Raw genomic sequence first — 25557 nt, 5'->3', positions numbered from 1 at the left:
AACTGACCCCGACGCACTTCTGAGCACGGTCTGGTCCACCGTTGGAGGATGCCGTCTAACATCGAGCGATGGTGCCCTCGCCTACCACAGACCCCCTGACTCTGGGACAGAAGTTGGTGACGATTTTGGAAGGTGGCCGCCGGGTCTCGACGTACAAGCTCGCTGTTCTCATTGCACTGCTCGACACTGCGGTCGAATTGGTACCCGACGACCCCCAGGCCGCCGTCGCAGTGGATCTCGATCGCCTCACTGACCAAGTCGTCGAGTTGTACTGGCGCCAGATGCGGCCGCTCGACGGCACGCTGCTCAAGCAGTCGGATAGCGGCCGCGGCGTAATATTCGATGCGGTTGCCCATCTTCGCCAATCGGCCATCAGCAGTGACCGACTGCCGCCGCTGGCGATGGTGATGACGTCTTCGCCAGACCTCTATCGGCGCACCCACCAACTCGTGAAGACGACCCTGGTTCGGTATCCACTCAAGCTGCTGCAGAACGCGTCCGGCTCAGGCTCCGACCGGTTCCTGTACGACGACTCCTGGTTGGGCACTGGGTCACTACGCACCATCTGCGACCACGGAAACCAGGTCGTGCTCTTCCCTGGGGTGTGCTTCACCCTTGCGCGCCTGGCGCCGCTCCTCAGACCTGTCTTCCAGCTCGAGTGGGTCAACGACGTACGTCGGATGAACAAGCCGTTCCTCAAGGAAGGTCCGGACCTCGCGGAGCACCTCTTCGGCGTCGACCGCGTTGCATTGACCCTCCCCGCCGCCGCCCTATCCGACGCATTCGGTTCCGCATGCTTTTATTGCGCAAGCACTACGGCTGGCGGAGCGCACGTCGATCACGTGCTGCCGTGGTCCAAGGTCGCCATCGACGGGTTGGCCAACCTGGTGTTGGCATGCCCTGACTGCAACTCGAACAAGTCCGACCGCCTGCCCTCGCCAACGCACGTACAACGGGCGCTTGCGAGAGGCCGTCCCATGCTCGACGAAATATCTGCAAGTATCAACTGGCCGTGTCAGTTTGATCGAGTCGTCGCGACTGCTCACGGGTTGTATTCGACACAACCGGAAGCAACGCCAGTTTGGTTAGGTCGCAACCAAATTAGTAGTTTCTCACGGACAGACATCGTCTGGTCCTGAAGAACCCTCAACGATTCCTAGACTCCTGGATCTACGCCCGCGGACGCAGCGCCAAGTGTGTCGCGAGATCCTCCCGACCCAACGCACGGTACGCCTTGGTGTACTTCACGATCAGCTTGCGCTGCGTCGCCTCATCCAACAGTCGAAGCCGAGCTGGGTCGGTGTTGTCGGCAAGATCCGCCAGCTTCACTTCCAGCGCAACAGGATCTTTTACGATCGCTGCGTAATACCCATCGCTCGATACGTCGTCGCGCCGCGTGAGCAGCTCGACAGCTGCGATCACATCGGCGGGTATGCCGCGATCCGCCAAATCCACCGGCGTCGTCTGCGAGTCCTCGACCACGTCGTGCAAAAGAGCCGCGGCGACCGCGGCCGTGTTGGTCTGGTCCACACGCCGCGCGACCGACCGCGGATGGTGGATGTAGTCATTCCCAAGCTTGTCGGTCTGACCCTTATGTGCTTGCACCGCAATGGTATCCGCGATCGCGATGAGGTCTGCGCCTACCCCGTTATCCTTCGTACTCACCCGTACCTCCTCGTTGTGATTGTTCGACTATCCTTCGAGATCGTGCCAGTTCGGCTGCTTCCGCCCGCTCACACAGCTCTCGCAGTGGCACGTTGCGATTGTCTTTAAAGACTTTGCTCAGCGTCTGATACTTGTTCACACTCGGACCGAACCGCCGGTCAAGGTAGTCCCCCTCGTCGGCGTAGATCGAATAACCCAGTGGCACAACACCCGCCTCGCCGAAGGTCAACAGACGATCGGTCACCCAACTACGCGGCCGCGAGTACACCTGGTCGATGTATGCCCGGAGTATCGGACGCAGCACCGACAACGTCTCCCCCAGTCCCTCGTCGCTGTGTTGGTACGTCGACGCACCCCGTCCGAGCACCAACAGGTACTGCACCGTCACCCAGTCCGCGTCCTCGGGACGAGCCGCCACCGAGCCACGACCGAACAAGCAGGCACGAAGCGTGTGGAGCTGGTCGGTCGGCTCCATCATGCGGGCTGCTGTCGCTCGGGCGACCAATCCGTCCTCTCGGACGATTCGGGCGACGGCCCGCCGGGTCTTGCCTTCACGATCGGCGACAGCTTCTCGGGCCGCCGTCCGGTAGCGCTCGTTCAATGCGAGTTCCCGCGGACCCACATGCTCTTCCGTGTCGAACCCGGTGGCGGCTCAGCAACGATCTCTTGGCACACCAGGTCGCTGCCACCAAGCTGAGTCACCGCGCGCAACAGATCGATTCGACGAAGCTGGTCGGCGTCGAGGCGGGTGCGCAGCAACGTGATCCGATCCGCTGGCACATCCGGCCGCGACAGGTAGAGGGCCACTGACCCTGCCAACTGCTCCGAGCTCGCGTTCGCTGTCCACTTGCCGGGGATCTTCATCGCCGACTTGATCAAGGCGTCGTCGCGCCACAGGCAGTCCCACGCTTGCTGGTCGGTGAGTTCAGGCCGACGCACTAGATCACACCACGGCTGAAGCAACGGACTGGCCGTGCGAACCATCCATTCGATCACTGGTTTCGGCAAAGTGGTTGTCGCTCTGCACAGTGCGTGCATCAACTCTTCCATGGGCACTCCTCACGAACATGGATCGGACGGCGTGGAGCCAAACGCCGTAGACGAACAACTGTCGAGTCGGCACCCTGCAGGTGGCCCGACGTCAGTCGGTCGGCGGGAGAAGCTCGTCGGGGTAGCGGTATTCCATACCGAGGTCGTCGGTGGAACTAGCACCGCCGTTGTCGCGGAACCAGGTGACGCAGATGTCGGCGAGCAGCTGCACGTCGCGAGTGAAGATGTAACCGTCGGTGCAGTCGTCGAAGTTGTCGTTGAACAGCCAGGTGTTCAGCGGCAGCTTGTCGGAGGAATAGTCGGCGATGAGTAAGTGCCCGAGCACCGTCCGTGATCGCCGTAGCATCATCACGCCGTCTGCGAGCGCCTGGATCTGGACGCATACGACATCGTCTTCGCGGTCCGCATCGTCATAGTCGACGTACCCACTCGGACCCATCTCGACGATGAAGCCGACCGGTTTGTCGACGAGCGACTCGGCGAGCCATGTCGCCATGTCAGACCACTCATGGACGTCTGATGTCTTGTCCGGTTCATCCATGGTGGCCTCCTCTCGATGCGCTCTCTGGTGACAACATAGCGCTGGGTACCGACACGATCGGCGACAAACCCACCGCTGCTCTCAAGTCTCGCGGCGTGAAATGTCGAGCCGACGCCCGCACCGGCCCACGCCCTGAACCGAGTCGCGGAAACATGTCCGACCCCGTTGGCACACTCGATCCATGAGCACTCCCCCAGTCACCATCACCGTTCGCGGACACGCCAGTCGCCAGTTCGCACCGAATCGCTGCACGGTTCGCGTGCGTGTGGGTGCAGACGGTTCGAGCCGCGCATCGGCTGCTGACCGCGCGGATGCGGCGGTCAGGGAAGTGACCGACATCGTCACCCCCTTGCACGATCGGCCGGCCAGTCCTGTCTCTCGGTGGACATTCGACCAGGTCGAGCACAGCAGGCACCGGCCGTATGATCGAGACGGCAAGAAGCGGGCATGGCGTTATTTCTCGTCCGCCGCGATCACCGTGACGTTCACCGACTTCGAGGCAATTGCGCCCTTCATTGCGCAAGTTGCGGACGTCGAGTCGGTCACCGTCGGATACCTGGACTGGTGGCTGACGCGGAAGGCGACGCTCAAACGCACTGCTCGAGTCCGCGATCAGGCGGTACTCGACGCGCTGGCAAAGGCCAAGGGTTACACAGCAAGCCTGGGTTACAACACATTCCATGCAGTCGCCATCGCGGATCCCGGGATGCTGGGCATCGTGGCGGCCGAGCCCCACCACGAGAGAATTATGGCAGCGCCACCCGCAGCAATGGGACTGCCGGCCGACATGGGAAGCGAGGATCAACCTTCCCCGTCCCTACGTCCTGAGCGCATCAGTATCTCGGCGTCGGTTGAGGCTCGGTTCGAAGCGTCGATGCACGACTAAGACGCACGAGACAACTACCGCCGTACAACGATGCGTAGGCGCACCGAACCATCCGCCTGACCGCCCGCCAACGACTGCACCGGCACGCTACGGACCACCGCTCACGTTGACGGCGACTCCGCCAGCCTGTGTGACTGACGGACCCGGACTGCGTAACGAACGACGGCGAGGATCAAACTGAGCAGCGGGATGGTGATGTAGCAAGTTCCGATGAATATGATTGTGCCCCAGAAAAAAAAACCCACGAGAGCCGCGCGGGCGTAGTCGCCCAATGCGTCTGGGTGGCCGTCGTATATCAATCCGAGCACAAACGCAGTAGCAACACCGAGCGCGGAGAGTACGTAGGCGGCCGGGATCGCCCATAGCAGAGACGATGTCCACAGCCGCCAGAACATGCGCTTGCGCGACGCACTCATTCTTCGATCCCGACGATCTTCACGCGAGGCGGGTCATCAGCGGATCCCAATTCGGTACCTACTTGCGGAGCGCTACCCTGCTGCGTCCCTGGGTAGCCCATTTGTGGAGGCGCTTTGGGCGGTTCGCCCACTTGCGGGACGTCCACACCGATCTCGCGGTTCGGGCCCATGGGGAGATTGGTGAGCGGACCCCACTCCGAAGTTGTCGCCTCGTAGTTCGCGAGTGTGCTGGTCGTTCCGTCCTGGTGATACTGGTAGACCTCGGCCGACGGGAAGCTTCCCACTGTTCCGCCAACATCGACACTTCCATCCACGTTCGGCCGCATCGTGATGTCACCCTCGACTCCGACCCCCAGCCGCTTACCAATCTCGGGCTGGTAAGTGTCAGTTCCAAAGTAGTTGACTCTCACAGACCCGTCCGGCGCCTGCGCGACCCTCACTTCGGGTACATCTGCTTTCGGCGGGTTTGGGCCGCTCGTCACCACGGTAGGATTCTGTCGGGCAACCACTACGCCGTTCTCGTAGTCAACGTAAATCGACACTCGCGACTGTTCAGCGGTCGCGCTTGGGTTCGGCCCGCGGTTGTCACCGTAATTGTTCGGAAACGCGCGGCCCCCGAATACGTCGCCCGGATTTACTGTCAGGTTCTGAGCTTCCCCGCCTGGGATATAGAGGTTTGCTCGCACGACGCCGTGACCAGGTCGCGGCTCGATAGTTCCTACCACCACGGTTGCGTTGGCACCGTTGTTCTTTGGGTCGTACGTCTCCGAATCCAACGCTTCCGCCATACGCCACTCGTTCGCTGTCCGCGGCGCGCGGCCGTAAACCTCAGTAAAGGCGCTCACCTGGTTTTGATGACGGTTGACGCTACTCTCGCCGATGGCGTTCGGAGTGTCGCGAATGTCTGTTACTGGCAACTCGCCGCTCGCCGCGTTGATTGCTGCCGCCAGGTTGTCGTCTGCGCGATCAGCGGCGAGCAGAAGATCATTGATCCTGACCTGCAGGGCTCGAACGGAATCTCGGTATACGTCCTTATCGGCCTGCGACCAACCCTGCATTGATGGCGGGGTCGGGTCACTTACCTTTCCGGTGGTCGGATCAATCTGAAAGCCCAGTCGGTCGGCATCAGCACGGATCGCCTTGAGGGTGGCCTTGACTTGTTCGATCTCACCGGCAGCAGACTTTGCAGCGTAAGCGATTCCAAGGACTTCTAACGCGTGCTGGTCGTAGCTGAGGCGGGTCTTCCCGAAAGATGTCCTGGCGGCAGCCGCAGCATCGCCGGCCCATGTTGCGAAGACGTCCAAGTTCGTCAGACCCACTGATGTTTCCCCACAATGCGTTGCGAGTGCTGCGCAAGTCGCAAACACGCGCTCGATATCGGCGGGGTTCCACCGTTCGATGTCTTCGATTGTGATCGCCACAGGTGTCTAAAGGTTTAGCGCTGCAGTAGAACCCATCACGATCGAATCAGCGGCAGCGTCATCGCGCTCCACTAGCCGGCCGTTGGCCTTCGCAACGCCTCCCGAGTGACTGTTGACGCGAGCCACCATAGCGCCGACTGTCGGCTGCCATCGACCCATTACTTCAGCCATCGTTTGAGCCGACTTTCCAACCCAACCTTCGGCCAAAGCCCCGCTCAGTTGCTGGTGACCACTCCTGAACTGCTCATCGCTGTCCGCGTACATCGCGGCCAGCTTCGCAGCGGCCGCAAGCATCTGCTCGGTATCCAAGTTGAGATCCGTCATTCTCAGCACCCCCCAGCGCCGGTCGGAAGCAGTCTTCCAAAGCTGCACGTCACTATACAGAAGCCGGTTCCCAGAGCTCGAGGGCCTTCTCGGTAAACACCGTGGAGATTCTGTGATGGGCTTCAAAATCCCTCCAACCGCCCTCCGATTTCAGCCGCAGCCGGGTCCGGGGAGCCATTACCCGACATCGTCTAGATGCTGGTAGCACGCGACTCACCGGTGAGAGGTCCTTGGCTATCTACGAATCGACGTCGACGCCGTATCCGGCAGCCAGTTCAGCGAGACCGTGGTCGTACCCCTGACCCACTGCACGCAGGCGCCACACGCCGTGGCGGCGGTACACCTCGGCGATGAGCATGGTCCGTTCCGTCGTCCCCGCATCGAGCACCGACGAGGAGATCGCCCGTTCGTCTGTCGAAACATCGACTGCGAGCGCACCGACGTCGCCGAACGTTCCGTCGCCGTCGATCGCGGCGGCAATGGCAATTCGCTGCACGTCGTCGTCGATCTGGGTCAGGTCGATCCGCACACCTTGCTCGCAGTCTCCATCCACCGACAGACGCACTCCCCCATCGGCACTCGCCGGTTGGTTATAAAAAACGAAGTTATCGTCGGAGCCGACACGATCAGCGGCATCCAGTTCGAATGCAACGACGTCGACCTCGAAGTCGCGGACAGTTGCCGCACTCCAGCTGACGTTCAAGCCGAATGTCGATGCCCAATCCGGCATGTCGACGACAGCCCCACGACCTAGCGTCATGGCTTCCTCACGTACCTCAGCCGAGTGGTTGGGCACATCCACGGACGCGGCATCGCCCATGATGTTGGAGCCGGGCACGATCGGCAGGCCGCGGTCACGAATACGCTTCATCCGCGGATCTTTGTCACCACCATCGAGAATTACTACGTGGGTGACACCAGCGCTAAAATTCACCGAGGGCCGAGCACCCCAGTCGACCAGCCGAGTACGAACGGCGGCAGCCTCATCGTGTCCTCCGCCCAGCACCAGCACTCGCCGACCGGACCACGGGAGATGCGGTTCCGATGCCGTCGGTCGGGGCCCTCGCTTGCGGACCGGCTGCGGCGCATCACTCTTCAGCACGCCGACGCGAACGTCTCGTAACAGCTGCAGGATCTGATCCTCGGTGACGACGGCGACGCCTGCGGCCAGGGCGCGTTCCAGCTTGCGGGTTCCGGTGTACGGCTCGTCGCACACGACGACTCCTGTACGCCCGCTGACCGAGTTTCATGACGTCGAGTCCGGCGGCCGTCAGCCGGGCGGCAAGGTCGAGCCGCGGGGTTCGGGTGGCGCCGGTGATCGCGACCCTCATGCCCTGCACCAATACACCGTGGGCGTTGAACCCGCCGGGGTTGACCCATGGGCACGGCACCCGCATCACCATGTCCGGATAGGCGCGGCTCGCGAGACCGCAATTGACCACCGGCAACGGCATCCCGAGAGACCTGGCGAGCGCAGCGCTGTGCGCGAAGACCTGCGATGTAACCCGCGCGTCGTCGAGGGCGTCGTGTGCGCGTTGCTGCTGAATCTTCCAGTGCCGCGCCAATGTTGACAGCTTGTGGTTCGGTACGTCGAGTTGAAGCCGTCGGCTCAGAGCCATCGTGCACAACCGATGATTGATCGAGGACGACGTGTTCGCTCGGATGAGCTCGGACGCCAGGAAACCATGATCGAAGGTCGCGTTGTGCGCTACCAAAGTCCGGCCTGTCAGCATCGCGGTCAGTCTCGGAGTGATCTGGTCGAACGTCGGTGCGCCCGCCAGGTGATCCAGAGTCAGGCCGTGGATATGCACCGGACCGGGATCGCACCCCGGGTTGAACAACGTCGTGAACTCGTCCTCCACCCGGCCTTCGCCGTCAAGCGTGATCACCGCCAAACTCAGTACTCGATGATGGTTGGGGCTTAGGCCCGACGTTTCTACGTCGACCACTGCCCATTTGCTCGCCGAAAGAGGCACTGATTCGTCCTGTCTGTCGCGGACAACCGGAGTCGTCGGGCGTAGGCCTAGATCGTAGCGGCCAACGTTGCGAATGCTCTCTAACCGTCATCTCGACTACGCGATTCCTACGAATCGACTACACCGAAAGTTATGCGGAGGGCAGCTATTCGGCGATCGACCAGGCGATCTTGGTCCTGCCGTTGATGCAATCCGGCAGAGCGACCACTCCTCGGTATTTGTCATCAACGCGATCGGACGTTTGGTAGCCAGAGTCACTGCCCGGTTGTGTGTTGTATGTCTGTTCACACTCGATCAGAGTGCTCCCGCACGAGGTAGCAGCGCTGTATGTCGGTTCCAGGGCCGCAATATCGAAGTATCGGCCGACATACTCTCGCCATCCAATCGTCGGCATTAAGAACTCCACGCCTGAACAAGTACCCTGCAACGCAATAGCGGGGTCGTCGACGCGGACTTGGACGCATTCGAGGGGATGTCGATGCGAAGTTTCTCCGTGATGCCCGCTGCGTCGTTATCGCCCGGACTGAGGAGCCACCACACTGCTGCGACGAGTACCAGCAGGAAGCAAGTCAGCGAAGCACCGAACTTGCCTGTGTACCAACGTCAAGCCGCACGCAGCACACGAGCGGCGTTACTGCTCACCAGGAATACCCGAACGCGAATGTGTCACAAGTCCCCGCGACTTTGCAGTCTCAGCCCACCCCGCGCGTTGTAGATCGTCATTCAGACCAAACGCCAGGTTGCCGACAAATCGCTGCTGCCAATCTGGATACAGCCGCAGCACATGGGATAGGTCGGATCCACTCATCCCGGATGCGGCGGCGCTCAGTGTCGTATCCCCGCGTATCTCGGCAGCCCCGTCTGATGCTCGCCACACACTTCGGCCAAACTCCAGCACAGACTCCGGATCTACACGCACTATGCCCCCGGCAGACGAAGCCGACTTCCCCGACAGCTGATCCTAACCGCGGTCGACGTCTTCGCACACTCGGTCGACGTGCCACGGCGAGGGTGAGAGCGGTCGGATGGGTGCCAACAGGCGGCCGGCTGGTGCCGAAGTGAACCAACCTTTGCTATAGCCGTTCGTCGTTCACTAAATCGAATCGCTGAACAAGTGCCACAACCGTCAGCGTTCTGCTAACTTGCTGCATCGCAGGCCATCCGGTCATTCGTGTGGGCATCCAGCTAGGGTGTACGGCGGGGATACTCAACTGGAGTCTGGGAGGACGCGTGGGGGAAATGTCAATCGACGAACTGACCAAGGAAGTCTGGGCGGAGCGGGCCGGCGCTTGGAGGGCCGCAATCACCAGCGCTCAGCACTTTGTCGACGAGGTAGCCAAACAGGCGCTCGGCCCAGGGGCGGACTCGTCACGCTTGGACTGCTCGAAGTCGCGCATCAAAGATCCAACCCGTGCCGCGGACAAAATCAAGAGAAAGTTGTCCGAGGGCAAGCTGGCGAGTGAGCCAACCTCCGCGGAGGAGGTCGAGGCGGCAATATCCGACATACTTGGCATAAAGGTTCTCTGCAAAAGCATGAGGGACCTGGGAGCTTTCAAGAATCATTTAGTAGCGGCCTGCGCAGAAAGCGATCGATTCGGGTTTGCAGAGAAACCCGTCGACTACACGTCGAGCCCCAAGGAAAGTGGGTATCGAGCGTTCCACGCAGTTATAGACGCGCCAACAACACTTGGGATAAAGACACATCAAGTCAAAGTTGAAATACAGGTAAAGACTCGACTTCAAGATGCCTGGGGCGAGTTGACTCACGAAGACATGTACAAACCAGGCGAAGCTCTCAAACCGAGCGCGTTCCACAAGAAACTGGCCAAGGTCATGGCTGACATGCTCAGCGCCGTCGATGAGTTGGCTGGCGACCTTGCTCTCGAGTTGGAGACCCTCATGGCCAGTGGGTCCACGACCGTGGACGAGCCACGAGAGTCAGAACGAGGTAACGAGCAGGCGGTAGCCCAGGTCAAGGTCGTTCGCAGTCTCCCCAATTACGCGTTGGCAGCCGACACCAACGGCCAACGCGGGCTGATACCAGCGCTTGTGGTTCGCGACCTCCTGGTCAAAGAAGGACGCATCGAAGCCGGCGACTTCATCGATGTGGACGACTACCTGGCCGTTGGTGACGAGCTCGATGTTGCTGTTGTCGAGGCCGACGACGCGCTGATCTTCCATCCGGCCGCGTTGCCAGCCGCAGGAAAACAGTGATCACGAGCGCAACCACCACCCCACCCGAGGTGCCGTAGCTCATGAATAGGCTGGTACGGCCATACTCCATTTATCTGTTTGTTCTGGCAGTGCCCGTCAGTTACGTCTCGTTTGTATTCGGTTTCAACATCTTGCTCATGATTGTCGAGCGCACCATTTTCGACGTTTCCGACGGCATATATTATTTCAGTATCACGTACGTAGTGAGTTGTTACCTCTGGATACCCGCAACCTGGTTGCTTCTGTCGATTGGTTGCCGCTTCGTCCAGAGACGCCGCGCGAGAGGTCTCAGGCGGGACGAGCCGGCGCAATAGACCAGAGCATCATCCCGTCGATCTCACGACTCACCCTGGCAGATAGGTAACCGATCAGTTACCATTCTCCTCGTGAGCGTGTTCGAGGCACTAGCCGACCCCGTGCGGCGTAGCATCCTGCTCACCCTGGTCGATGGCCCCACGCGAGTGGTTGATCTCTGTTCGAATCTGTCTGACGCACATCCAATCTCGCGCCCAGCCGTGAGCCGTCACCTGCGGGTGCTCACCGACGCCGGGTTGGTGGTCGCCGAAGACAGAGGACGTGAACGGCACTACCGACTGGACGCACGGCCCATCGACGAAGTCCGACAGTTCATTGCTGAACTGACGCCGACGGGCAGCATCGAGTCGACGGTCGGCAGTCCTGACCGCCACCTGCCGGTCCCCGAATCAGCCCTCGACGCTCTCGACACCGAGGTGCGCCGCACCGTCAAGCAACGTCGCAGCACACGGCGCCAATCCCGATCCACCACCCACGACGAGGAGACCGCATGACCATCACACCGACTGGATCATTCACCCCGCGCGAGGAGGGCGACGCAGTCGCGTTCGTTCGTACCTTTCGTGCCCCGATAGAGGACGTGTGGGCAGCCGTTACCGAATCCGACCGGCTCGCACGGTGGATCGGCTTCTTCACAGGCGACCCTGAACAGGGCTACGTCGAGTTCACTATGAACGCCGAAGGCGACGATGTCACGCCCGCGCGCTACAACATCGAACGCTGCGAGCCACCACGAGTGCTGCGGGTGCGCACCACTGACGACTTCGGGACGTGGGACCTCATCGTCGAACTCACAGAGGCCGACGGGGTCACGACACTGAAGCTGAGCCAAATCATCGACGACCCAACAACAATCGAGAACACCGGGCCAGGCTGGGAGTACTACCTCGACCGATTGGTCGCCACACAGAGCGGCGCAGACCCAAGTGCCATCGACTTCGACGACTACTACCCCGCCCAGCAGGAGTACTACCGAGGGATCCAGCGACAGGTGGCCAGCGAGAAATAGCACTCACGCCCGTATCGCCTGGCGGGGCGGACGTCAGGACTCAAACCGCTCCGCCAACCACCCACCGATCTCAGCAGCAGCCAAACTCGCCCCTGTAGGAGCCCCATCTCGAATGGGCCCACCGAAGTGGGTCCCTTCCACCCGCACATGCGTCACGTTATCCGACCCCAAGGCACCGACCATCTCAACAGCGTCCTCCGGGAAACATGCTTGATCCCCGGTCAATTCGACAAACAAAGTCGGAACCCTGACCCCCGGCGCACAACGTACAAACGCGGCGTTGCTCGACAACCCCGACCACGTCGACAACCACGCATCCGCAGTAGACAGCCGACCAAACCCAACGAGCCCGTAGTTCGTCAGGTCAGGCCGACGACCGAACAACGAACCATACGGCCGGTCATTCGGACTCAGTGACGGGTCGACGAACCGCAGATCCGCGTCCGTCCGGTACACCGTCATCAACCGCGGGGCCAACGCAGCCCGACGATCCACCGGATCACCCGACGCCTTGAAACGTGCACGAGAATCAGCACTCTCAGCGACATATCGTCGAGCAACAGCATCCAACCGCTCCACCCGCGCACGCTGCGCCGCCCGGTATCGCTCAACAAACTCCGGTGCATACGACGACGCGCCGGGAGCCTCCACAAAGCCATTCGCCGGATCAAACGCATTCGACTCCGGATCCACACTCAACGGATCGCTCTCATCCACCACCGACGGATCGATGAGCCGCAGGAGCAGCTCCCCCTGGCCAGGGTGCGGCGCCATGAACAACGCACCGTCGGGCACCGGCATCTCCGCCGATGCAAGATCAATCGGCCGACCAGCCGGGGTCCGCGACAACCGCTCACCAGGAGTCAGCCCTGCCTGCTGGTGATAGAACGCAAACAAGGTCCCACCACCAGAGTGCCCCAGCGACACCACGGACTCGAAGCCGTTGTCCCGCAGAAACACCTGACCCGCCGCGACATCAAGCAGCGCCTGCTCATGGATCAGATTCAGGTCGTTGTTCACCGACCGCGTGCCCTGCGTCCACACCGCAAAACCACGGGCCAACAGCTCAGGTACCAGCACGTGATGGGTGAGATCCTGCCGTGGGTGCATCAGCGCGACCACCGTCCGCGCCGACGGTACGGTGCGCAACACCCCAGACACCTTGGCACCATCAGAAGTGGTCAGCTCATTCACCGACGTCACCGTGTTCGACGGTTGCTCCGCAGACTCGATGTATCGGCCTGCGCCCAGCCGCTCCCCCGCGTCAGCAACACTCACAGCGGTTCCACTTTCAGTGCGTCTCTGTCCCACTGCGTAATTCGTGACTCGCTGAGTCCAGAGACACAGCTGTACCAGACCGCGTGACGACACCCGGTCGCTCGCCGATCGACCACAATCTCCGCGTCAGCCGACACCCGGTAGTACGGCCCCACGTGATCCACGGTGACATCGGGGTCCTCACCAGCCACTGCCGCGACCGGCTTGTTCTCGGGCACATCCAAGATGAAGAAGGTGGTCATCGGCCGGCCTCCACCACGTCGAGCGCCGACTGGGCGTCGTGCTCCTCTTGCCACTGCGCGGCACGCTGAACAATCAGCTCGGCCTTGCGGGTCAGCAGCCCCGCCATGCTCGGATTCGGCTCAGACACAACATCGATCAACGCATCGATCGTCAGGTTCGCATCAAGATCCTCCTGCGGCGTCACCGGACGCATCGCGCGGGTGATCTCGATCATGTAGCCGTTCGGGTCGTGGGTGTAGATCGACTCGATGGTCTCGTGCTGGATCTGCATCTCCACCGGCCAGTCGCTGCCGTCGAGGCGCTTGCGGTACTCGAGCAGATCTTCTTCGTTATCGACATGGATCGCGAGGTGCCGCGAGCGGATGAAGAAGATCGGAACATCCTCGGCGAACCGCGAATACGAATCGCCCTGCGGTCCACCCTCGAACGGTTCGAGACCGAAGTAGTAGAAGAACGCCAGCCGGTCGTCGTTGCCGATGTCGAAGAAGAAGTGGATGAAGTCGGGATGCTTGTCCGGACCCCAGCCAGCGGCACAAATCGAATGCACCACAGGGAAACCGAGTACATCTCGGTAGAAGCGGACGGTGCCCGCCGGGTCGAATGTCGGGTAGGCGACGTGGTCTACGCCGCGCACCTTGTGGTCGAGCTCGCTCATCAGTACTTCCTTCGGTTGAGCTGGGGGTAGTCAGGCCGGAACGGATGCCACGTCTGCGCGCAGCAGACTGCCGGCGCCATCGATGGCCACGGGCAGACCGAGGCCGCGCAGCAGGCTGTACGCACCGGCGGTCGCCGCCGACAACACGGGAATGCCGAACTCACGCTCGGCGTGATCGATCAAAGCCAGTGACGGCATCTGCACACAGCACGAGAGCACCACGGCATCGACGCCGGTGAGGTCGAGCGACCGGGCAGCCTCCATCACCCGGTCACCGGGAATGCAGCCGACCTCGGCGTTGTCGGCCACTTCGAGGGCGCGCCAGTCCACAACGTCGAAGTCCTCGGCCTCGAGATACTCGACCACCTTCTCCGCCAGTGGCCGCAGGTACGGCGTCACGATGGCGATGCGTTTGGCATCGAGTGCACGCAGCCCTTCGACGAGCGCCCCGGCGCTGGACCGGACGATGGCCTCGGAACCGCCCGTCGCCAACTGCTCGGCGACGGCACCTTCCACCCGCTGGTGCTCCCCCGGCCCACCAACCATCAGGGCCACCAGGCACGCGTACAGAATCACCTCCGGCGACGCGTCGGCAATCTCCATCACGCACCGCTCACGCTGGGCATTCATCGCGGCGAGCTCCTCGGGCGACACCCGGTGCATCCGCATCCGCGTGGAGTGGAACGAGAACTCCGAGGTGGGATGCCGGCGCAGCAACGCCGGCATCTCCGTCTCGACGGTGACGTTGGAGCTCGGCACCACAAGACCGATTCGGTGAACGCTCATCTGGCCGTCCTTTCCAGTTCGGGTGTCCCGAAGGAGCACCGACGAACGCCAAGTTGACGTCTACGACAATTATTCGACGCAGATGACAATTCGTCAAGCCCCCGCCTCCAGCGCGCTGAACTGCGCAAATCGGTGCAGACGCGGCAAGATGGGTGAGGCGGCTCACAAAATCTGCTTGACATGTGTTCATCGGCGTCGAATACTCAACGTCGACGTAAATGAACACATGCGCGGCAACTGAAGGAGAACCTGGCCATGGCATACGTGATCGGAGTGGACGTCGGCGGGACGTTCACCGATGCCGTCCTCGATGATGGGTCCGGCCTGCTGATCGGCGGCAAATCGCCCTCGACACCACCCGACTACTCGCAGGGCGTGATGGACGTCCTGGAGGTGTTGGCAGAACAACTGGGCCAGCCGCTCGAGGAGATGTTGGCGAACACCCACCACATCGCGCACGGCACCACGTCGTCGCTCAATGCCCTGGTGATGGGCAACGTGCCCGACGTGGGGTTCTTGACCACCAAGGGCCATCGCGACTCGATCTACATCATGAACGTGGAGGGCCGCTACCTCGGACGCTCCCCCGAACAGCTGCAGAACGTGATGGCGCAGAGCAAGTCTCACGGTCTGGTGCACAAGCGCCACGCGCTGGAGGTCACCGAGCGGGTCGACCGCGACGGCCGCGTGGTGGTCGCCCTCGACGAGAACGAGGTACGCGCCGCCGTCACCACCCTGCTGGCCGATGGCATCACCGCCATTGCCGTCTCGCTGCTGTGGTCATTCCGCAATCCCGCCCACGAACAACGCATCCGCGACATCGTGCACGAGATCGACCCAGCCGTCTTCGTCTCACTCTCCAGCGAGGTCAGTCCCCGCATCCGCGAATTCGCCCGCAACGCAACAACAATCATGAGCACCCAGATCGGCCCGGGCCTGCGCGACTACCTCGGCGAACTCGAAGGCAAGTTGCGCGACCACAAGCTCGCCGGTCCCCTGCTCGTCATGCAGAGCAACGGCGGCGCGGTCGCCGCGTCCGAGGCTCCCGGCAACGCGATCTCCACCGTGGGCTCGGTGCTCACCGGCGGCGTGGTCGGGTCGGTGTCCCTGGGGCGTCAACTGGGGCACAGCAACATCATCGCCACCGACGCCGGCGGCACCACGTTCCTCGTCGGCATGATCGTCGACGGCGAACCTGTCCGCTCCTCGAGCACCATCATCAACCACCACCCCATCAACGTCCCGACTCTCGAGGTGCACGCCATCGGCGCCGGCGGCGGCGCCATCGCCTGGATCGACGCGGGTGGCAACCTGCAGATCGGTCCCCATAGCGCGCAAGCGGTTCCGGGCCCGGCCTGTTACGGACAGGGTGGCACCGAGCCCACCAACACCGATGCCAACCTGGTTCTCGGCATCCTCCCTGAGCGCGGCCTGCTCGGTGGCCGCAAAGCACTCAACCTCCAGCTCGCCCGCGAGGCCATCCGCACCCGCATCGCCGAACCACTCGGACTGTCGGTGGAGGAAGCCGCTGCCGCGATCTACGCGGTGCAGAACGCCCAGACCGGAGACCTGCTGCGCAAGACGGTGGTGGAGGCAGGACACGACCCCCGCAACTTCATCGTCTACGCCTTTGGCGGTTCGGGCCCAGCGCACTGCGGCCTCTACGCGCAGGAGATCGGGGTCTCGCAGGTGGTGGTGCCCCTCGGGCAGGTGGCCTCGGCGTTCTCGGCCTACGGTCTCGCCTCGTCCGACATCGTTCTGGCCAAGGAACTCTCGGATCCCGCCGCGCTCCCGCTGGACCCGGCGCGGGTGGAACAGAACTTCAAAGTCCTGGAAGAGCAAGTTCGCGAACAGCTCGATCGGCAGGGCCTTCAGTTCAAGTCGGTTCTGATCGAGCGCGAGATCGACATGCGCTACGCGATGCAGCTGGCCGAGGTGGCGACCCCGATCCCTGGCGGATCGTTGACCTCCACCGAGATCACCGGAGCTGCAGAGGCATTCGAGAACCGCTACGCCGAGCTGTACGGCAAAGACAGCGGCTTCCGCGAAGCGGGGATCCAGGCCATCACCTACCGCGTCCGCGGCACGGGCGTTCTCCCCTTCACCCCCGAACTGCCCGAACTCGAAGTGGCCGAATCACCGGATGCAAGCGCCGCGCACGTCGCGTCCGCAAGGTGTGCCTCGACGGACGCCAGGGATACGTCGACACCGATATCTACGACTACGCAGGCCTACGGGCCGGGCACGTCCTGCGCGGACCCGCCGTCATCGAAGTGCCCACCACCACTGTGGTGGTGCCGCACAACACCACGGGCGAGATCGATCGCCTCGGCAACCTCACCATCACCGTCGACCCGACCTGAGATCCAGGAGTATCACTCATGACCGCACCGATCCCCGGCTCGGAAGTCTTCTCCAGCCGACCCGTCGACGTCGACGCCCTCGCCAGGTCGTTGCCACCGACGCTGCCCATCCACACCGTCACCCAACAGCAGATCGATGAGCTCGACCCCCTCACCTACGAGGTGATCCGACACCGATTGTGGTCGGTCACGACGAGATGGGTGATGCCCTCAAGCGGATGTCGGGTTCGCCGATCGTCACCGACGCCAACGACTTCGACTTCGCTGTCAGCGACGAACTCGGGCAAGAGGTGCAGGTGGGCCTCTACAACACCATGCTGGTGGGCGCCGTTGACCTGGCGATCTATTGGACGCTGCAGCACCGGTCGAGCAACCCCGGCATCACCGAGGGTGACATGTTCCTCTGCAACGACCCGTGGGTCGGCGGCGGACTGCACCAAAGCGACGTGATGGTCTACCAACCGGTCTTCTACGACGGCAAGCTGTTCGGCTGGACCAGCGCCATCTGCCACGAACCCGACCTCGGCGGCTCCGGGCTCGGCTCGTTCGATCCCGCCGCCAAAGACGTGTTCTCCGAATCACTTCCGACACCACCGATCAAGGTGGTCCGCGACTTCCAGCTACAGCGCGACGTCGCCGACGTGTGGGTCCGACGCTCCCGCGTCCCGATGCTGGTGGGGCTCGACCTGCGCGCCAAGGTCGGCGCCAACAGTGTGGGCCGCGACCGTCTGCTGGCCGTCATCGAACAGTACGGTCCCGACACCGTCAAAGCCGTGATGAAGCGGATGATGGCCGACGCCGAGAGCCGACTGCGGGCCAAGCTGACCGACTTGCCCGACGGCACGTGGCACGCCACCGGCTACCAGGACCAGTCGAGCGTCGGCGACCGTGAGGTCCACAAGATCACCCTCGCAATGACCAAGAAGGACAACCACCTCTCGTTCGACTTCACCGGCACCGACCCGCAAACCGGCGTCATCAACTGCACGTACGCCGGCATGCGCGGCGGGGTGATGCTGGCGCTACTGCCGATCCTCGCGGGCGATATCCCCTGGTCTGCAGGTGGTCTGATGCGATGCTTCGACCTGATCGCCGAGGAAGGGACGATCAACAACGCCACCTTCCCGGCCGCGGTCAGTCGCGGCCCGATCGGCCCGGCCTGGTTGACCGGCAACCTCGTTGCCGAATGTCTGGCGCAGATGCTCGACCGCCACATCGAACTCGGCAAGAACGTCATGGCATCATGCTGTGGAACTTGGGACACAGCCGTTGTCGCTGGGCTCGACGAACGCGGCGAGCAACCGGTCCCCTTCCTCAACATCTTGATGGAGCCGATGAGCGGCGGCTACGGCGGACGCCCGGTGGCCGACGGCATGGACACCGGCGGACTGTTCTGTATCCCGATGGGCCGCATCCCCGACACCGAGATGACCGAGTTCCTCTACCCACTACTGACGTTGTGGCGCAAGGAAGAACCCGACTCGGGTGGTCCCGGACGCCATCGCGGCGGCGTCAGCGCATCGCTGGCCGTCACCCCGTACGGCACGAGCCTGCCGATGGGGCTGGTGTTCGCGTCTGCAGGTAAGGCCGTGGCGCAGAACTCGGGTCTCGCGGGTGGCCAGCCGGGTAACACGGGGCTGGAGATCCTGGCACGTAACTCCGGGATCGATGAACTGTTGGCGCAGGGCACCATTCCCGGCTCGCTCGATGATCTCGGCGAGAACAAGGAGATCGGCGCTTGCTACGCCGAGAGCTATCTTGCTCCCGGTGAGGTGCTGTACATGCACTGGCAGGGCGGCGGCGGTTACGGCGATCCCCTACGCCGCGACCCGGAATCCGTTGCCGTTGACGTCCGCAACGGCAAAGTCACCACCGACGGTGCTGCCATCAACTACGGAGTGGTGGTCACCGACGGCGAGGTCGACGTGGCGGCCACCGATGAGCATCGCTCTGCTCTGAAGGACGAACGGCGAGAACGATCCGAGATTCCCACCGGCCAAGAGGCGACGCTCGACCTGACGCGGGCTCGGCGACTGGACGACAACCTCGTGGAGGTCACCATCGGTGACGCCCGCGTGGTGGGATGTGCGCACTGCGGACGCCTCCTCGGCGATACCAAGACCGGCAAGCTGTCGCTGGCCCTGTACGAGGGTCCGTCCAGTGCTGCAGGTCCGCAGGTCACCTCCGATCCCACCGAATACGTAGACACCCCAGTGGTTTTCCGACAGCAGTGCTGCCCGGGATGCTGGACCGCGGTGTACTCGGGGATCGTTCCGGCCGACCACCCTGACCACGTGGCCGAACTGACCCAGCTGCTACCGGCGGTGGCCGGTAAATGACCGTCACCACGCCGACCGGTCGCTCCCGCTGGGGAGCCCGACTGGTCGACTATCCACCCGACCGGGCCGAACAGTACCGGCGGTCAGGGTCGTGGACCGACCAGCCGGTGGCCGACCGGCTGCACCGCACGGAGCTGCGGTATCCCGACCGGGTTGCCGTGGTCACCGAGACCGGCTCTCTGACGTACAACGAGATGGGACGTCGTACCGATCAGATCGCCGCTGGGCTGGCTGATTTGGGCCTCGAGCCGGGTGACCCCGTGCTGTTCCAGGTGACCAACCGCATCGAAACCGTCCTCGCCTGGTACGGATGCCTCAAGGCCGGGTTGGTGCCAGTGGCAACACTCGCCGCCCATCGGGGTCACGAGATCGGACACATCAGCCGGGCGGTCGGCGCGGTGGCACACGTGGTCGAGGCTGGTCTCTGGTTCGATCTCGTGTCGTTCGCACAAGAGCAAGCCGACGGGCATCCGACGATGCGGACGGTGCTGACGGTCGGGGCCGATGACGCGGCAGACGGAACGTATGCGATGGAGAACTTGGGTTCGGATATCGCCGACAACGTCGCACGCGAACGAGTCGAACGCATCCAGGCCGCGATCGACCCGCTTGATGTGTGCGCGTTCCAATTATCTGGCGGCACAACAGGTGTGCCGAAGGTCATCCCGCGTCGGCACGTGGAGTACTGGGACAACGCGCGTCTCTATGCCGAGCGGCTCGGGTGGACCGAAAAAGACCCGCGTCGCGCATCTGATCCCGTTGATCCACAACGCGGGCATCACCTGCGCACTGCACGCCGCACATGCGGTCGGAGCATGCCTCGTTCTGGCCACCCCCGATGCGCCGAGCGCATTCCGGTTGATGGCGCGTGAGCAGGCCACCGACGTCCTCATCGGGCACGGCCACTACCAGGCGGTGACGAGCGTGGCGTTCGACGAGCCACGGTCGCATCTGCGCACTGTTGTCCTCTCCGGCGCCAAGCCAAGTCCAGACCTCTTCGCTCGCGCTGATGGCGACGACGGACAGCGGGCCGGTCAGCTGTTCGGGATGTCGGAGGGGTTGTTCCTGGTGACACCTCTTGACGCGCCGCAAGCGGCACGGTCGGCCACGGTGGGCACCCCTGTCGCAGTTGACGACGAGGTGTTGATTCTCGAGCCCGGGTCAGAGGCTGTTCTCGCCGATGGCGAAGTGGGCGAATTGTGTTGTCGCGGCCCCTACACGATTCCCGGTTATTTCGATGCGCCCGAACACAATCGGGCCGCGTTCACGTCCGACGGTTTCTACCGCACCGGTGATCTGGCAAGCTTCACGATGATCGACGGCGTCCGCTACGTGTCCATCGAGGGCAGGATCAAAGACCTGATCAACCGCGGCGGCGAGAAGATCAACGCCGAGGAGATCGAGCTCCTGCTCGTCAAACACCCCGCCATTGCTAACGCAGCGGTGGTGGCCATGCCTGATCCTCGACTCGGCGAGCGAACATGCGCCTATCTCGTTGCCGCTCAGGGAGACACGGTGTCGATGGAAGAGGTGCAACGTCATCTCGATGCCCTGGGCGTGGCCAAGTTCAAATGGCCCGAGCGACTCGAATGGCTCACCGCCCTACCGCAGACCAACGTGGGAAAGATCGACAAGAAGCAGCTCCGCGCCGATGTGGTCGCCAAGCTCGCTGCTGCCGACACCCTGTGAACCAGTGAGGACAATCCGATGAAACTACAGCGCATCGCTGTGCTCGGCGGAGGCCCCGGCGGTCTCTACGCCGCCCGGCTTCTCAAACGCAGCCACCCCGACGCCGACGTGACCGTCTACGAACAGGGCTCGCCTGACACCACATTCGGCTTCGGCGTCGGGTTGGCCTCGCGGACCCAACGCAATCTCCGCGAGGCTGACCCAGCCTCACTCGAAGCCATAGTCGACGTCGCCTACTCGCACGAGATGTCGATGCAGGTTGGCGACGCCGTCTCGAGACTGTCGCACGGTGAGTTGCTGGCCATCGCCCGCACGAAACTGTTGGAGGTGCTGCAGCATCACGCGGTCGCGGCAGGGGTGCGTCTGGAGTTCGGGCAGCGCCGTGGGGTCGGTGATGTGGATGCGGATCTGATCATCGCCGCCGACGGCGTGGGTAGCGTCACCCGCACCGAGCTCGCAGATCAGTTCCGCCCGCAGATCACCACCGGCAAGGGTCTCTACCTCTGGTGTGGAACGGATTTCGCACTGCCGAGTGCCATTTTCACTCCGGTGACCACCGAGCACGGCACCTTTGTTGCCCACGCCTATCCCTATGCACCCGACCGCAGCACGTTTCTGATCGAGACGGATGAGACCACCTGGCGCAATGCCGGTTTCGACGTGACGACCGAGAACGTCGGCCCCCTCGACAGCGACACCCAGTCGCTGAAATACCTGCAAGACGCCTTCGCTGCGACCCTTGGCGGGCATCCCCTCATCGGCAATCGCACGCGGTGGCTGAAGTTCCGCACTGTGACGTGCGAGCGCTGGCATGCGGGCAACGTGGTGTTGCTCGGCGATGCCGCGCACACAGCGCACTATTCGATCGGGTCGGGCACCAAGTTGGCGATGGAAGATGCCATCGCACTGGACCGCGGGGTGCGGGAGGCGTCGTCGCTCGAGGACGCGTTGGCGGCCTACGAAACCGCACGCCGGCCCGGCGTCGAATACCTGCAGTCGATCGCAGCGCGCAGCGAACTGTGGTGGGAGTCTTTTCCGGGGCGCATCGACATGCCGGTCGATCAGCTGATGGTCGCGTACATGACCCGTGCCGGAAAGGTCAGTCTGGAGCGTTTTGCGCAGTCGGCGCCCGATGTCGCCAGGCGTGGGCTCGCCGATTACGGTGACGTGCGGCCGGACGAGGTTCCCGATAGCGAGGTCGGCGAGTGGGTGTTGCGACGTCCGTTGCGTCGCAACGGATTTACAGCACCGACTCGGGTGGCTGACGGATCGCTGCGATCGGATGCGGGCACTGCGGTCGTCGAGGTCCACGTCGATTCGGCTTGGGGCACGGCAGCAGATGGACTCATTGACGGTGTCCCCACCGCGTCCATGGTGTGGCTGACCGGGCCACCCCAGCGAGACGCTGTGCTCACCCGTCTCGATGTGGGCGAGCGGCTGCGGCAGGCCGGGCACATAGTGGTGGTGGAGGCGCCGGACGCGTGTCGAAGCGACTTGAGTGCGGGACTGGTGAGCCTGCGGACCGACTTGGTCCACATCGTTGATGGCGCGGTGATCGGCGGCGCACTCGACGACGTTCACGCGGCGACGGTGTGAGGCGCACTATTGTTCGCTCATGACCAAGTCGACGCCGGACGGGACACCGTCGACCGCCACCGGTAAGCCGGGCGTACGCAGCAACTCGCGGCGCGAGTTGGTGGAGCGCGAGATCATGGAGCAGGCCACGCGGCTGTTCGCCGAAAAGGGGCTGGCCAGCACCACGCTGCAGGACATCGCCGACGCCACGGGCCTGACCCGCCCGGCGATGTACCACTACGTCAAGAACAAGGACGAGCTGTTCGCCCGGCTGGTCAGCGAGATCGCCGAGGAGCCGGCGGTGTTGCTGCACGAGATCAACCAGCGCACCGACCTCGACCCGGCGGCCAAGGTTCGCGAAATGGCCCTGTCGATTGCCCTCCACCAGATGCAGACACAGGACCGCTTCCGTCTGCTCATCCGCTCCGAAGCCGAGCTACCGCCGGCGCTGGCCGAGACCTATCGCCAGAGCCGGCGCCGGGTGTTGCGGGAGATAACCACCGCGATGAACGAGGGAATCGCAGCCGGAGTGTTCCGTGCGGCCGATCCCCGTGTTGCGGCGCTCGGCATCATCGGAATGCTGAACTGGATCGCCTGGTGGCATCACCCCGGGGACGCCGACAGCGACCGCGACGTCGCGCAGCAACTCGCCGACATGGCCGTCAGCTCGGTCCTCGAACCCGACGCCGATTCCACGGAGCCGGGGCCCGATCGCATCATCGCGCGGATGCGGCAGAACCTGGATTATCTCGAACAGTCGTTGCGGGTGGAGGAGTAGTCAGAGCATTCAGTTGTACTGGTCATCTCCATCGAACCGTATGCATGACGAAACCGATATCAGCTCATAGGAGCGTCTGCCGTCTGCTTCGTCATCGATCCACAGCGAAACAACATAGCCAGCATCGTTCTGAACCCGTCTGTTCTCTGGACTACCGTCCGGAGAAGTCGCGACAGGCGCGTAGCCACGGCTCTCGAGGGCGGTGAAACCGGCGTCGATCGCATCGATCTCGAGACGGTCGGGCTCAATGAGCCGCCCCTCAACACGCAAACTCCACGGAGGCCCGGTCGCCAGGCTGTTCTTGCCTGTCGCACACCCAGACATGCTGGGGGGCGGGTCCAGTGGTTCTTCGGGGAATGGGATTTCAGGATCCCATTTTGGCAGAACGTACTGCATGTTGACGTTGATGGTTCGCCAGGCCTCATCACGGGGAATTTCGCGAACGGTTGGATCAGCGTCGTTGTAGTCGTAACAACCGGCAAGGAGACTAGAGAAGAGCAAGGTCGACACCGAGATTACAAGAGGCTTCGTGATCACCACGGCAACTTCAGCTGAACGTCGGGAAGGGGTCCGGGGAGGTCGACATCCCCGTCGAGCGGATCTAGCAACGGCCCGATTGGCGTCACGCCAAACACTTCCTCAGCTACCTCCCAGGCCGGTCCGTTGGTCTGTCGGGTCCCCGCTCGACATATAGGGTCGGCTCCCCACCTGTAACTACTTCGACCATGTTTTGGAAGCCCCCGGACTGCCGGTCATCCCAGTACCCGCCGTGCCCCCGCCCACCCTCTACAGGTCCTATCGGGTACTCCAAATTTGATCCGCTATAGCTACCAGTGTCGAGCCGAGTAACGCCCGGCATGCTGTCCGGGTCGCCCCCGTGAGGACTCCCCGGCATCGACTGAATGTACTGAATCGGGTCACCTGGGGCAGTCAACGAGAACCGTTCGACATTGGGGTTGGCGTTCTGCCATTCTCCGTCGAAGACTCCAGTTCCTGCCGATGACGCGTAGATGACCCGGTCTGCATTGAGGCCGAGCTGTTCCGCGCTCCCGACCACTGACCCGCCGTACGAGTGCCCGATGAATGTGGTTTTCGCGTCCGGTGCGTGCACAGCAATCTCAGCGTCGAGCTCCCGTCCGAAACCCACCAAGCGAGGTGCCATGTCTCGGGCAAACTGAGGATCTGCGGCCGAACCTTCGATCGAGTCTGAAATACCTGGATGCCGCCGGCGATGAAGCCACCCACCGCGCCGGGAAGGCCAAGCGGGCCGCCGGCCACCAGTGAAGGGATTGCGCCTGTCAGACCGCCCTTACCTGCATCGACCAGTCCTTCGTAGCCCATACTCTGCGGCAGATCGCCGTCCATGTAGACAATCACCGGGCCGCTTGTTTCCTGGGCCAGATTCCAGGCAGCGGATGTATTGGTGTTGCTGCCGTTAAGATTTGACCCCGTTCCGGGTACGTATACAGTGGCATTTTTGGTTCCCGATGTAAGGCTCCCGATCATCTCGACGTATCGGCCATTCTCCGTGTTCTCGAAAGAGATGAACTGTCGCTCGACCTTACGATCTTCTGGGGTACTCTCTGTGTTCTCGTCCTTATCTGTGGTCAAGCTAGGGTCATTCTGTTGCCGGAGCAAATCGCGCAGCTTCTCAGCGCGCTTGTTCTTACCGGCCACATCGTTGCCAGCCTGAACCTCGTTGCTTATGGCGTTGCGAATGTTGATCTCGTTTGCAACTCCCCGTACCGCGAACGGAACACCATTCGTATTGCCCATGAAGACTGGGTCGGCCTGTACAAGTCGCCGGACATCCTGTTCGCTCATGCCAGCGAGGAACGCACGCCGCTCAGCTTCAGACATGTCCCGAAGTCTGGCGATCACCGCGTCGCCGTCCATCCTGGTGCCGTCCGGCAGAACCACGTCGGGTTGGCCATTGACCATCGCGGCGAGATCGCCCTGTAGCCCTTCGATTCGGGTTCCGTAGTCTTCGTCGAGAGTGTCGATCGTAGTCAACCCGCGCTGGATGTGGCTTTC

22 protein-coding genes and 4 pseudogenes are annotated in these 25557 nt (G+C 62.8%); 11 read left to right on the top strand and 15 right to left on the bottom strand.

The genetic code is table 11. The features are described 5' to 3' along the window. Positions 1-68 precede the first annotated feature (68 nt). Positions 69-1139, top strand: coding sequence for an HNH endonuclease (locus tag W823_RS47255; RefSeq protein WP_023959925.1), 1071 nt, complete (start codon positions 69-71; stop codon positions 1137-1139). Between the two features lie 31 nt (positions 1140-1170). On the opposite strand, the gene W823_RS47250 is transcribed toward W823_RS47255, so the two are convergent. The 4 genes from W823_RS47250 to W823_RS47235 form a co-directional block, all read right to left on the bottom strand. Beyond that, positions 1171-1665, bottom strand: a complete 495-nt coding sequence (locus W823_RS47250) for an HD domain-containing protein (RefSeq protein WP_023959923.1) — start codon at positions 1663-1665, stop codon at positions 1171-1173. Continuing rightward, positions 1649-2287 carry a hypothetical protein gene (locus W823_RS47245; protein WP_023959921.1) on the bottom strand — a complete coding sequence of 213 codons (639 nt, stop codon included), beginning with the start codon at positions 2285-2287 and terminating at the stop codon, positions 1649-1651. The genes W823_RS47250 and W823_RS47245 overlap by 17 nt, the downstream gene beginning before the upstream one ends. Next, positions 2263-2715 (bottom strand): hypothetical protein, encoded by a 453-nt coding sequence (locus tag W823_RS47240; RefSeq protein WP_023959919.1) that lies wholly within the window; start codon positions 2713-2715, stop codon positions 2263-2265. The genes W823_RS47245 and W823_RS47240 overlap by 25 nt, the downstream gene beginning before the upstream one ends. Before the next feature lie 91 nt (positions 2716-2806). Beyond that, positions 2807-3256 carry a hypothetical protein gene (locus W823_RS47235; protein ID WP_023959916.1) on the bottom strand — a complete coding sequence of 150 codons (450 nt, stop codon included), beginning with the start codon at positions 3254-3256 and terminating at the stop codon, positions 2807-2809. Between the two features lie 181 nt (positions 3257-3437). Between W823_RS47235 and W823_RS47230 the strand changes: the two genes are divergently transcribed. Further along, positions 3438-4142 carry an SIMPL domain-containing protein gene (locus W823_RS47230; RefSeq protein WP_023959914.1) on the top strand — a complete coding sequence of 235 codons (705 nt, stop codon included), beginning with the start codon at positions 3438-3440 and terminating at the stop codon, positions 4140-4142. A gap of 101 nt (positions 4143-4243) precedes the next feature. On the opposite strand, the gene W823_RS47225 is transcribed toward W823_RS47230, so the two are convergent. From W823_RS47225 to W823_RS59675, 5 genes and pseudogenes are all read right to left on the bottom strand, one after another. Further along, positions 4244-4558, bottom strand: coding sequence for a hypothetical protein (locus W823_RS47225; RefSeq protein WP_023959912.1), 315 nt, complete (start codon positions 4556-4558; stop codon positions 4244-4246). Further along, positions 4555-5979 carry a hypothetical protein gene (locus W823_RS56700; protein ID WP_023959911.1) on the bottom strand — a complete coding sequence of 475 codons (1425 nt, stop codon included), beginning with the start codon at positions 5977-5979 and terminating at the stop codon, positions 4555-4557. The genes W823_RS47225 and W823_RS56700 overlap by 4 nt, the downstream gene beginning before the upstream one ends. A 6-nt stretch (positions 5980-5985) precedes the next feature. Then, the gene (locus tag W823_RS47215; protein WP_152538100.1) at positions 5986-6303 is read right to left on the bottom strand and encodes a WXG100 family type VII secretion target; all 318 of its coding nucleotides are present in this window, start codon (positions 6301-6303) and stop codon (positions 5986-5988) included. 238 nt (positions 6304-6541) lie between these two features. Further along, entirely contained in the window at positions 6542-7519 is a 978-nt protein-coding gene (locus W823_RS59680) for a TerD family protein (RefSeq protein ID WP_369792636.1), read from the bottom strand. 316 nt (positions 7520-7835) lie between these two features. Then, positions 7836-8252, bottom strand: a pseudogene (locus W823_RS59675) (exonuclease domain-containing protein); the annotation flags it as partial. Positions 8253-9518: 1266 nt separating this feature from the next. Between W823_RS59675 and W823_RS57365 the strand changes: the two are divergent. The 3 genes from W823_RS57365 (at position 9519) to W823_RS47190 (ending at position 11817) form a co-directional block, all read left to right on the top strand. Continuing rightward, positions 9519-10493: a GTP pyrophosphokinase family protein gene (locus W823_RS57365; protein ID WP_031332669.1), complete on the top strand. Its 975-nt coding sequence runs from the start codon at positions 9519-9521 to the stop codon at positions 10491-10493. Positions 10494-10879: 386 nt separating this feature from the next. Beyond that, positions 10880-11302 carry a helix-turn-helix transcriptional regulator gene (locus W823_RS47195; RefSeq protein ID WP_023959899.1) on the top strand — a complete coding sequence of 141 codons (423 nt, stop codon included), beginning with the start codon at positions 10880-10882 and terminating at the stop codon, positions 11300-11302. Beyond that, on the top strand, positions 11299-11817 hold the full coding sequence (locus tag W823_RS47190) for an SRPBCC family protein (RefSeq protein ID WP_023959897.1): 519 nt from the start codon (positions 11299-11301) through the stop codon (positions 11815-11817). The genes W823_RS47195 and W823_RS47190 overlap by 4 nt, the downstream gene beginning before the upstream one ends. A gap of 33 nt (positions 11818-11850) precedes the next feature. Here the strand turns inward: W823_RS47190 and W823_RS47185 are convergent, their stop codons facing one another. From W823_RS47185 to W823_RS47170, 4 genes are read right to left on the bottom strand one after another with little or no spacing between them, the layout of a single operon-like run. Continuing rightward, positions 11851-13095, bottom strand: a complete 1245-nt coding sequence (locus W823_RS47185) for a hypothetical protein (protein WP_023959895.1) — start codon at positions 13093-13095, stop codon at positions 11851-11853. After that, on the bottom strand, positions 13092-13337 hold the full coding sequence (locus W823_RS47180) for a hypothetical protein (protein ID WP_023959893.1): 246 nt from the start codon (positions 13335-13337) through the stop codon (positions 13092-13094). Before W823_RS47180 ends, W823_RS47185 begins: the two co-directional genes overlap by 4 nt. Beyond that, a complete protein-coding gene (locus tag W823_RS47175; protein ID WP_023959891.1) occupies positions 13334-13993 on the bottom strand; it encodes a VOC family protein in 660 nt (219 codons plus the stop codon). The genes W823_RS47180 and W823_RS47175 overlap by 4 nt, the downstream gene beginning before the upstream one ends. Positions 13994-14023: 30 nt before the next feature. Then, on the bottom strand, positions 14024-14779 hold the full coding sequence (locus tag W823_RS47170; protein ID WP_023959889.1) for a maleate cis-trans isomerase: 756 nt from the start codon (positions 14777-14779) through the stop codon (positions 14024-14026). Positions 14780-15034: 255 nt separating this feature from the next. Between W823_RS47170 and W823_RS47165 the strand changes: the two are divergent. From W823_RS47165 to W823_RS47145, 5 genes and pseudogenes are all read left to right on the top strand, one after another. Then, a pseudogene (locus W823_RS47165) lies at positions 15035-17142 on the top strand (hydantoinase/oxoprolinase family protein). Between the two features lie 18 nt (positions 17143-17160). Beyond that, positions 17161-19481: pseudogene (locus W823_RS47160) on the top strand (hydantoinase B/oxoprolinase family protein). Beyond that, a pseudogene (locus W823_RS47155) lies at positions 19478-21170 on the top strand ((2,3-dihydroxybenzoyl)adenylate synthase). Before W823_RS47160 ends, W823_RS47155 begins: the two co-directional pseudogenes overlap by 4 nt. Positions 21171-21188: 18 nt before the next feature. Next, positions 21189-22766 carry an FAD-dependent monooxygenase gene (locus tag W823_RS47150; protein ID WP_023959887.1) on the top strand — a complete coding sequence of 526 codons (1578 nt, stop codon included), beginning with the start codon at positions 21189-21191 and terminating at the stop codon, positions 22764-22766. A gap of 19 nt (positions 22767-22785) precedes the next feature. Further along, positions 22786-23523, top strand: coding sequence for a TetR/AcrR family transcriptional regulator (locus tag W823_RS47145; RefSeq protein WP_023959885.1), 738 nt, complete (start codon positions 22786-22788; stop codon positions 23521-23523). A 9-nt stretch (positions 23524-23532) separates the two neighbouring features. Here W823_RS47145 and W823_RS47140 read toward each other — a convergent pair whose 3' ends face one another. Both W823_RS47140 and W823_RS59670 read right to left on the bottom strand, forming a co-directional pair. After that, a complete protein-coding gene (locus tag W823_RS47140; protein WP_031332664.1) occupies positions 23533-24063 on the bottom strand; it encodes a hypothetical protein in 531 nt (176 codons plus the stop codon). Between the two features lie 103 nt (positions 24064-24166). After that, complete coding sequence (locus W823_RS59670) at positions 24167-24685, bottom strand: alpha/beta hydrolase (protein ID WP_081729821.1); 519 nt, start codon at positions 24683-24685, stop codon at positions 24167-24169. A gap of 464 nt (positions 24686-25149) precedes the next feature. Here W823_RS59670 and W823_RS59665 point away from each other — a divergent pair, with 464 nt between their 5' ends. Then, positions 25150-25485, top strand: a complete 336-nt coding sequence (locus W823_RS59665; protein WP_081729820.1) for a hypothetical protein — start codon at positions 25150-25152, stop codon at positions 25483-25485. The last annotated feature ends 72 nt before the right edge of the window (positions 25486-25557 follow it).

Origin of the sequence: Williamsia sp. D3 (genome assembly GCF_000506245.1) — a bacterium.
GTDB classification, from domain to species: domain Bacteria; phylum Actinomycetota; class Actinomycetes; order Mycobacteriales; family Mycobacteriaceae; genus Williamsia; species Williamsia muralis.
The sequence above is the reverse complement of the archived record's forward strand: the minus strand, read 5'-3'. Positions and strand labels throughout refer to the sequence as shown.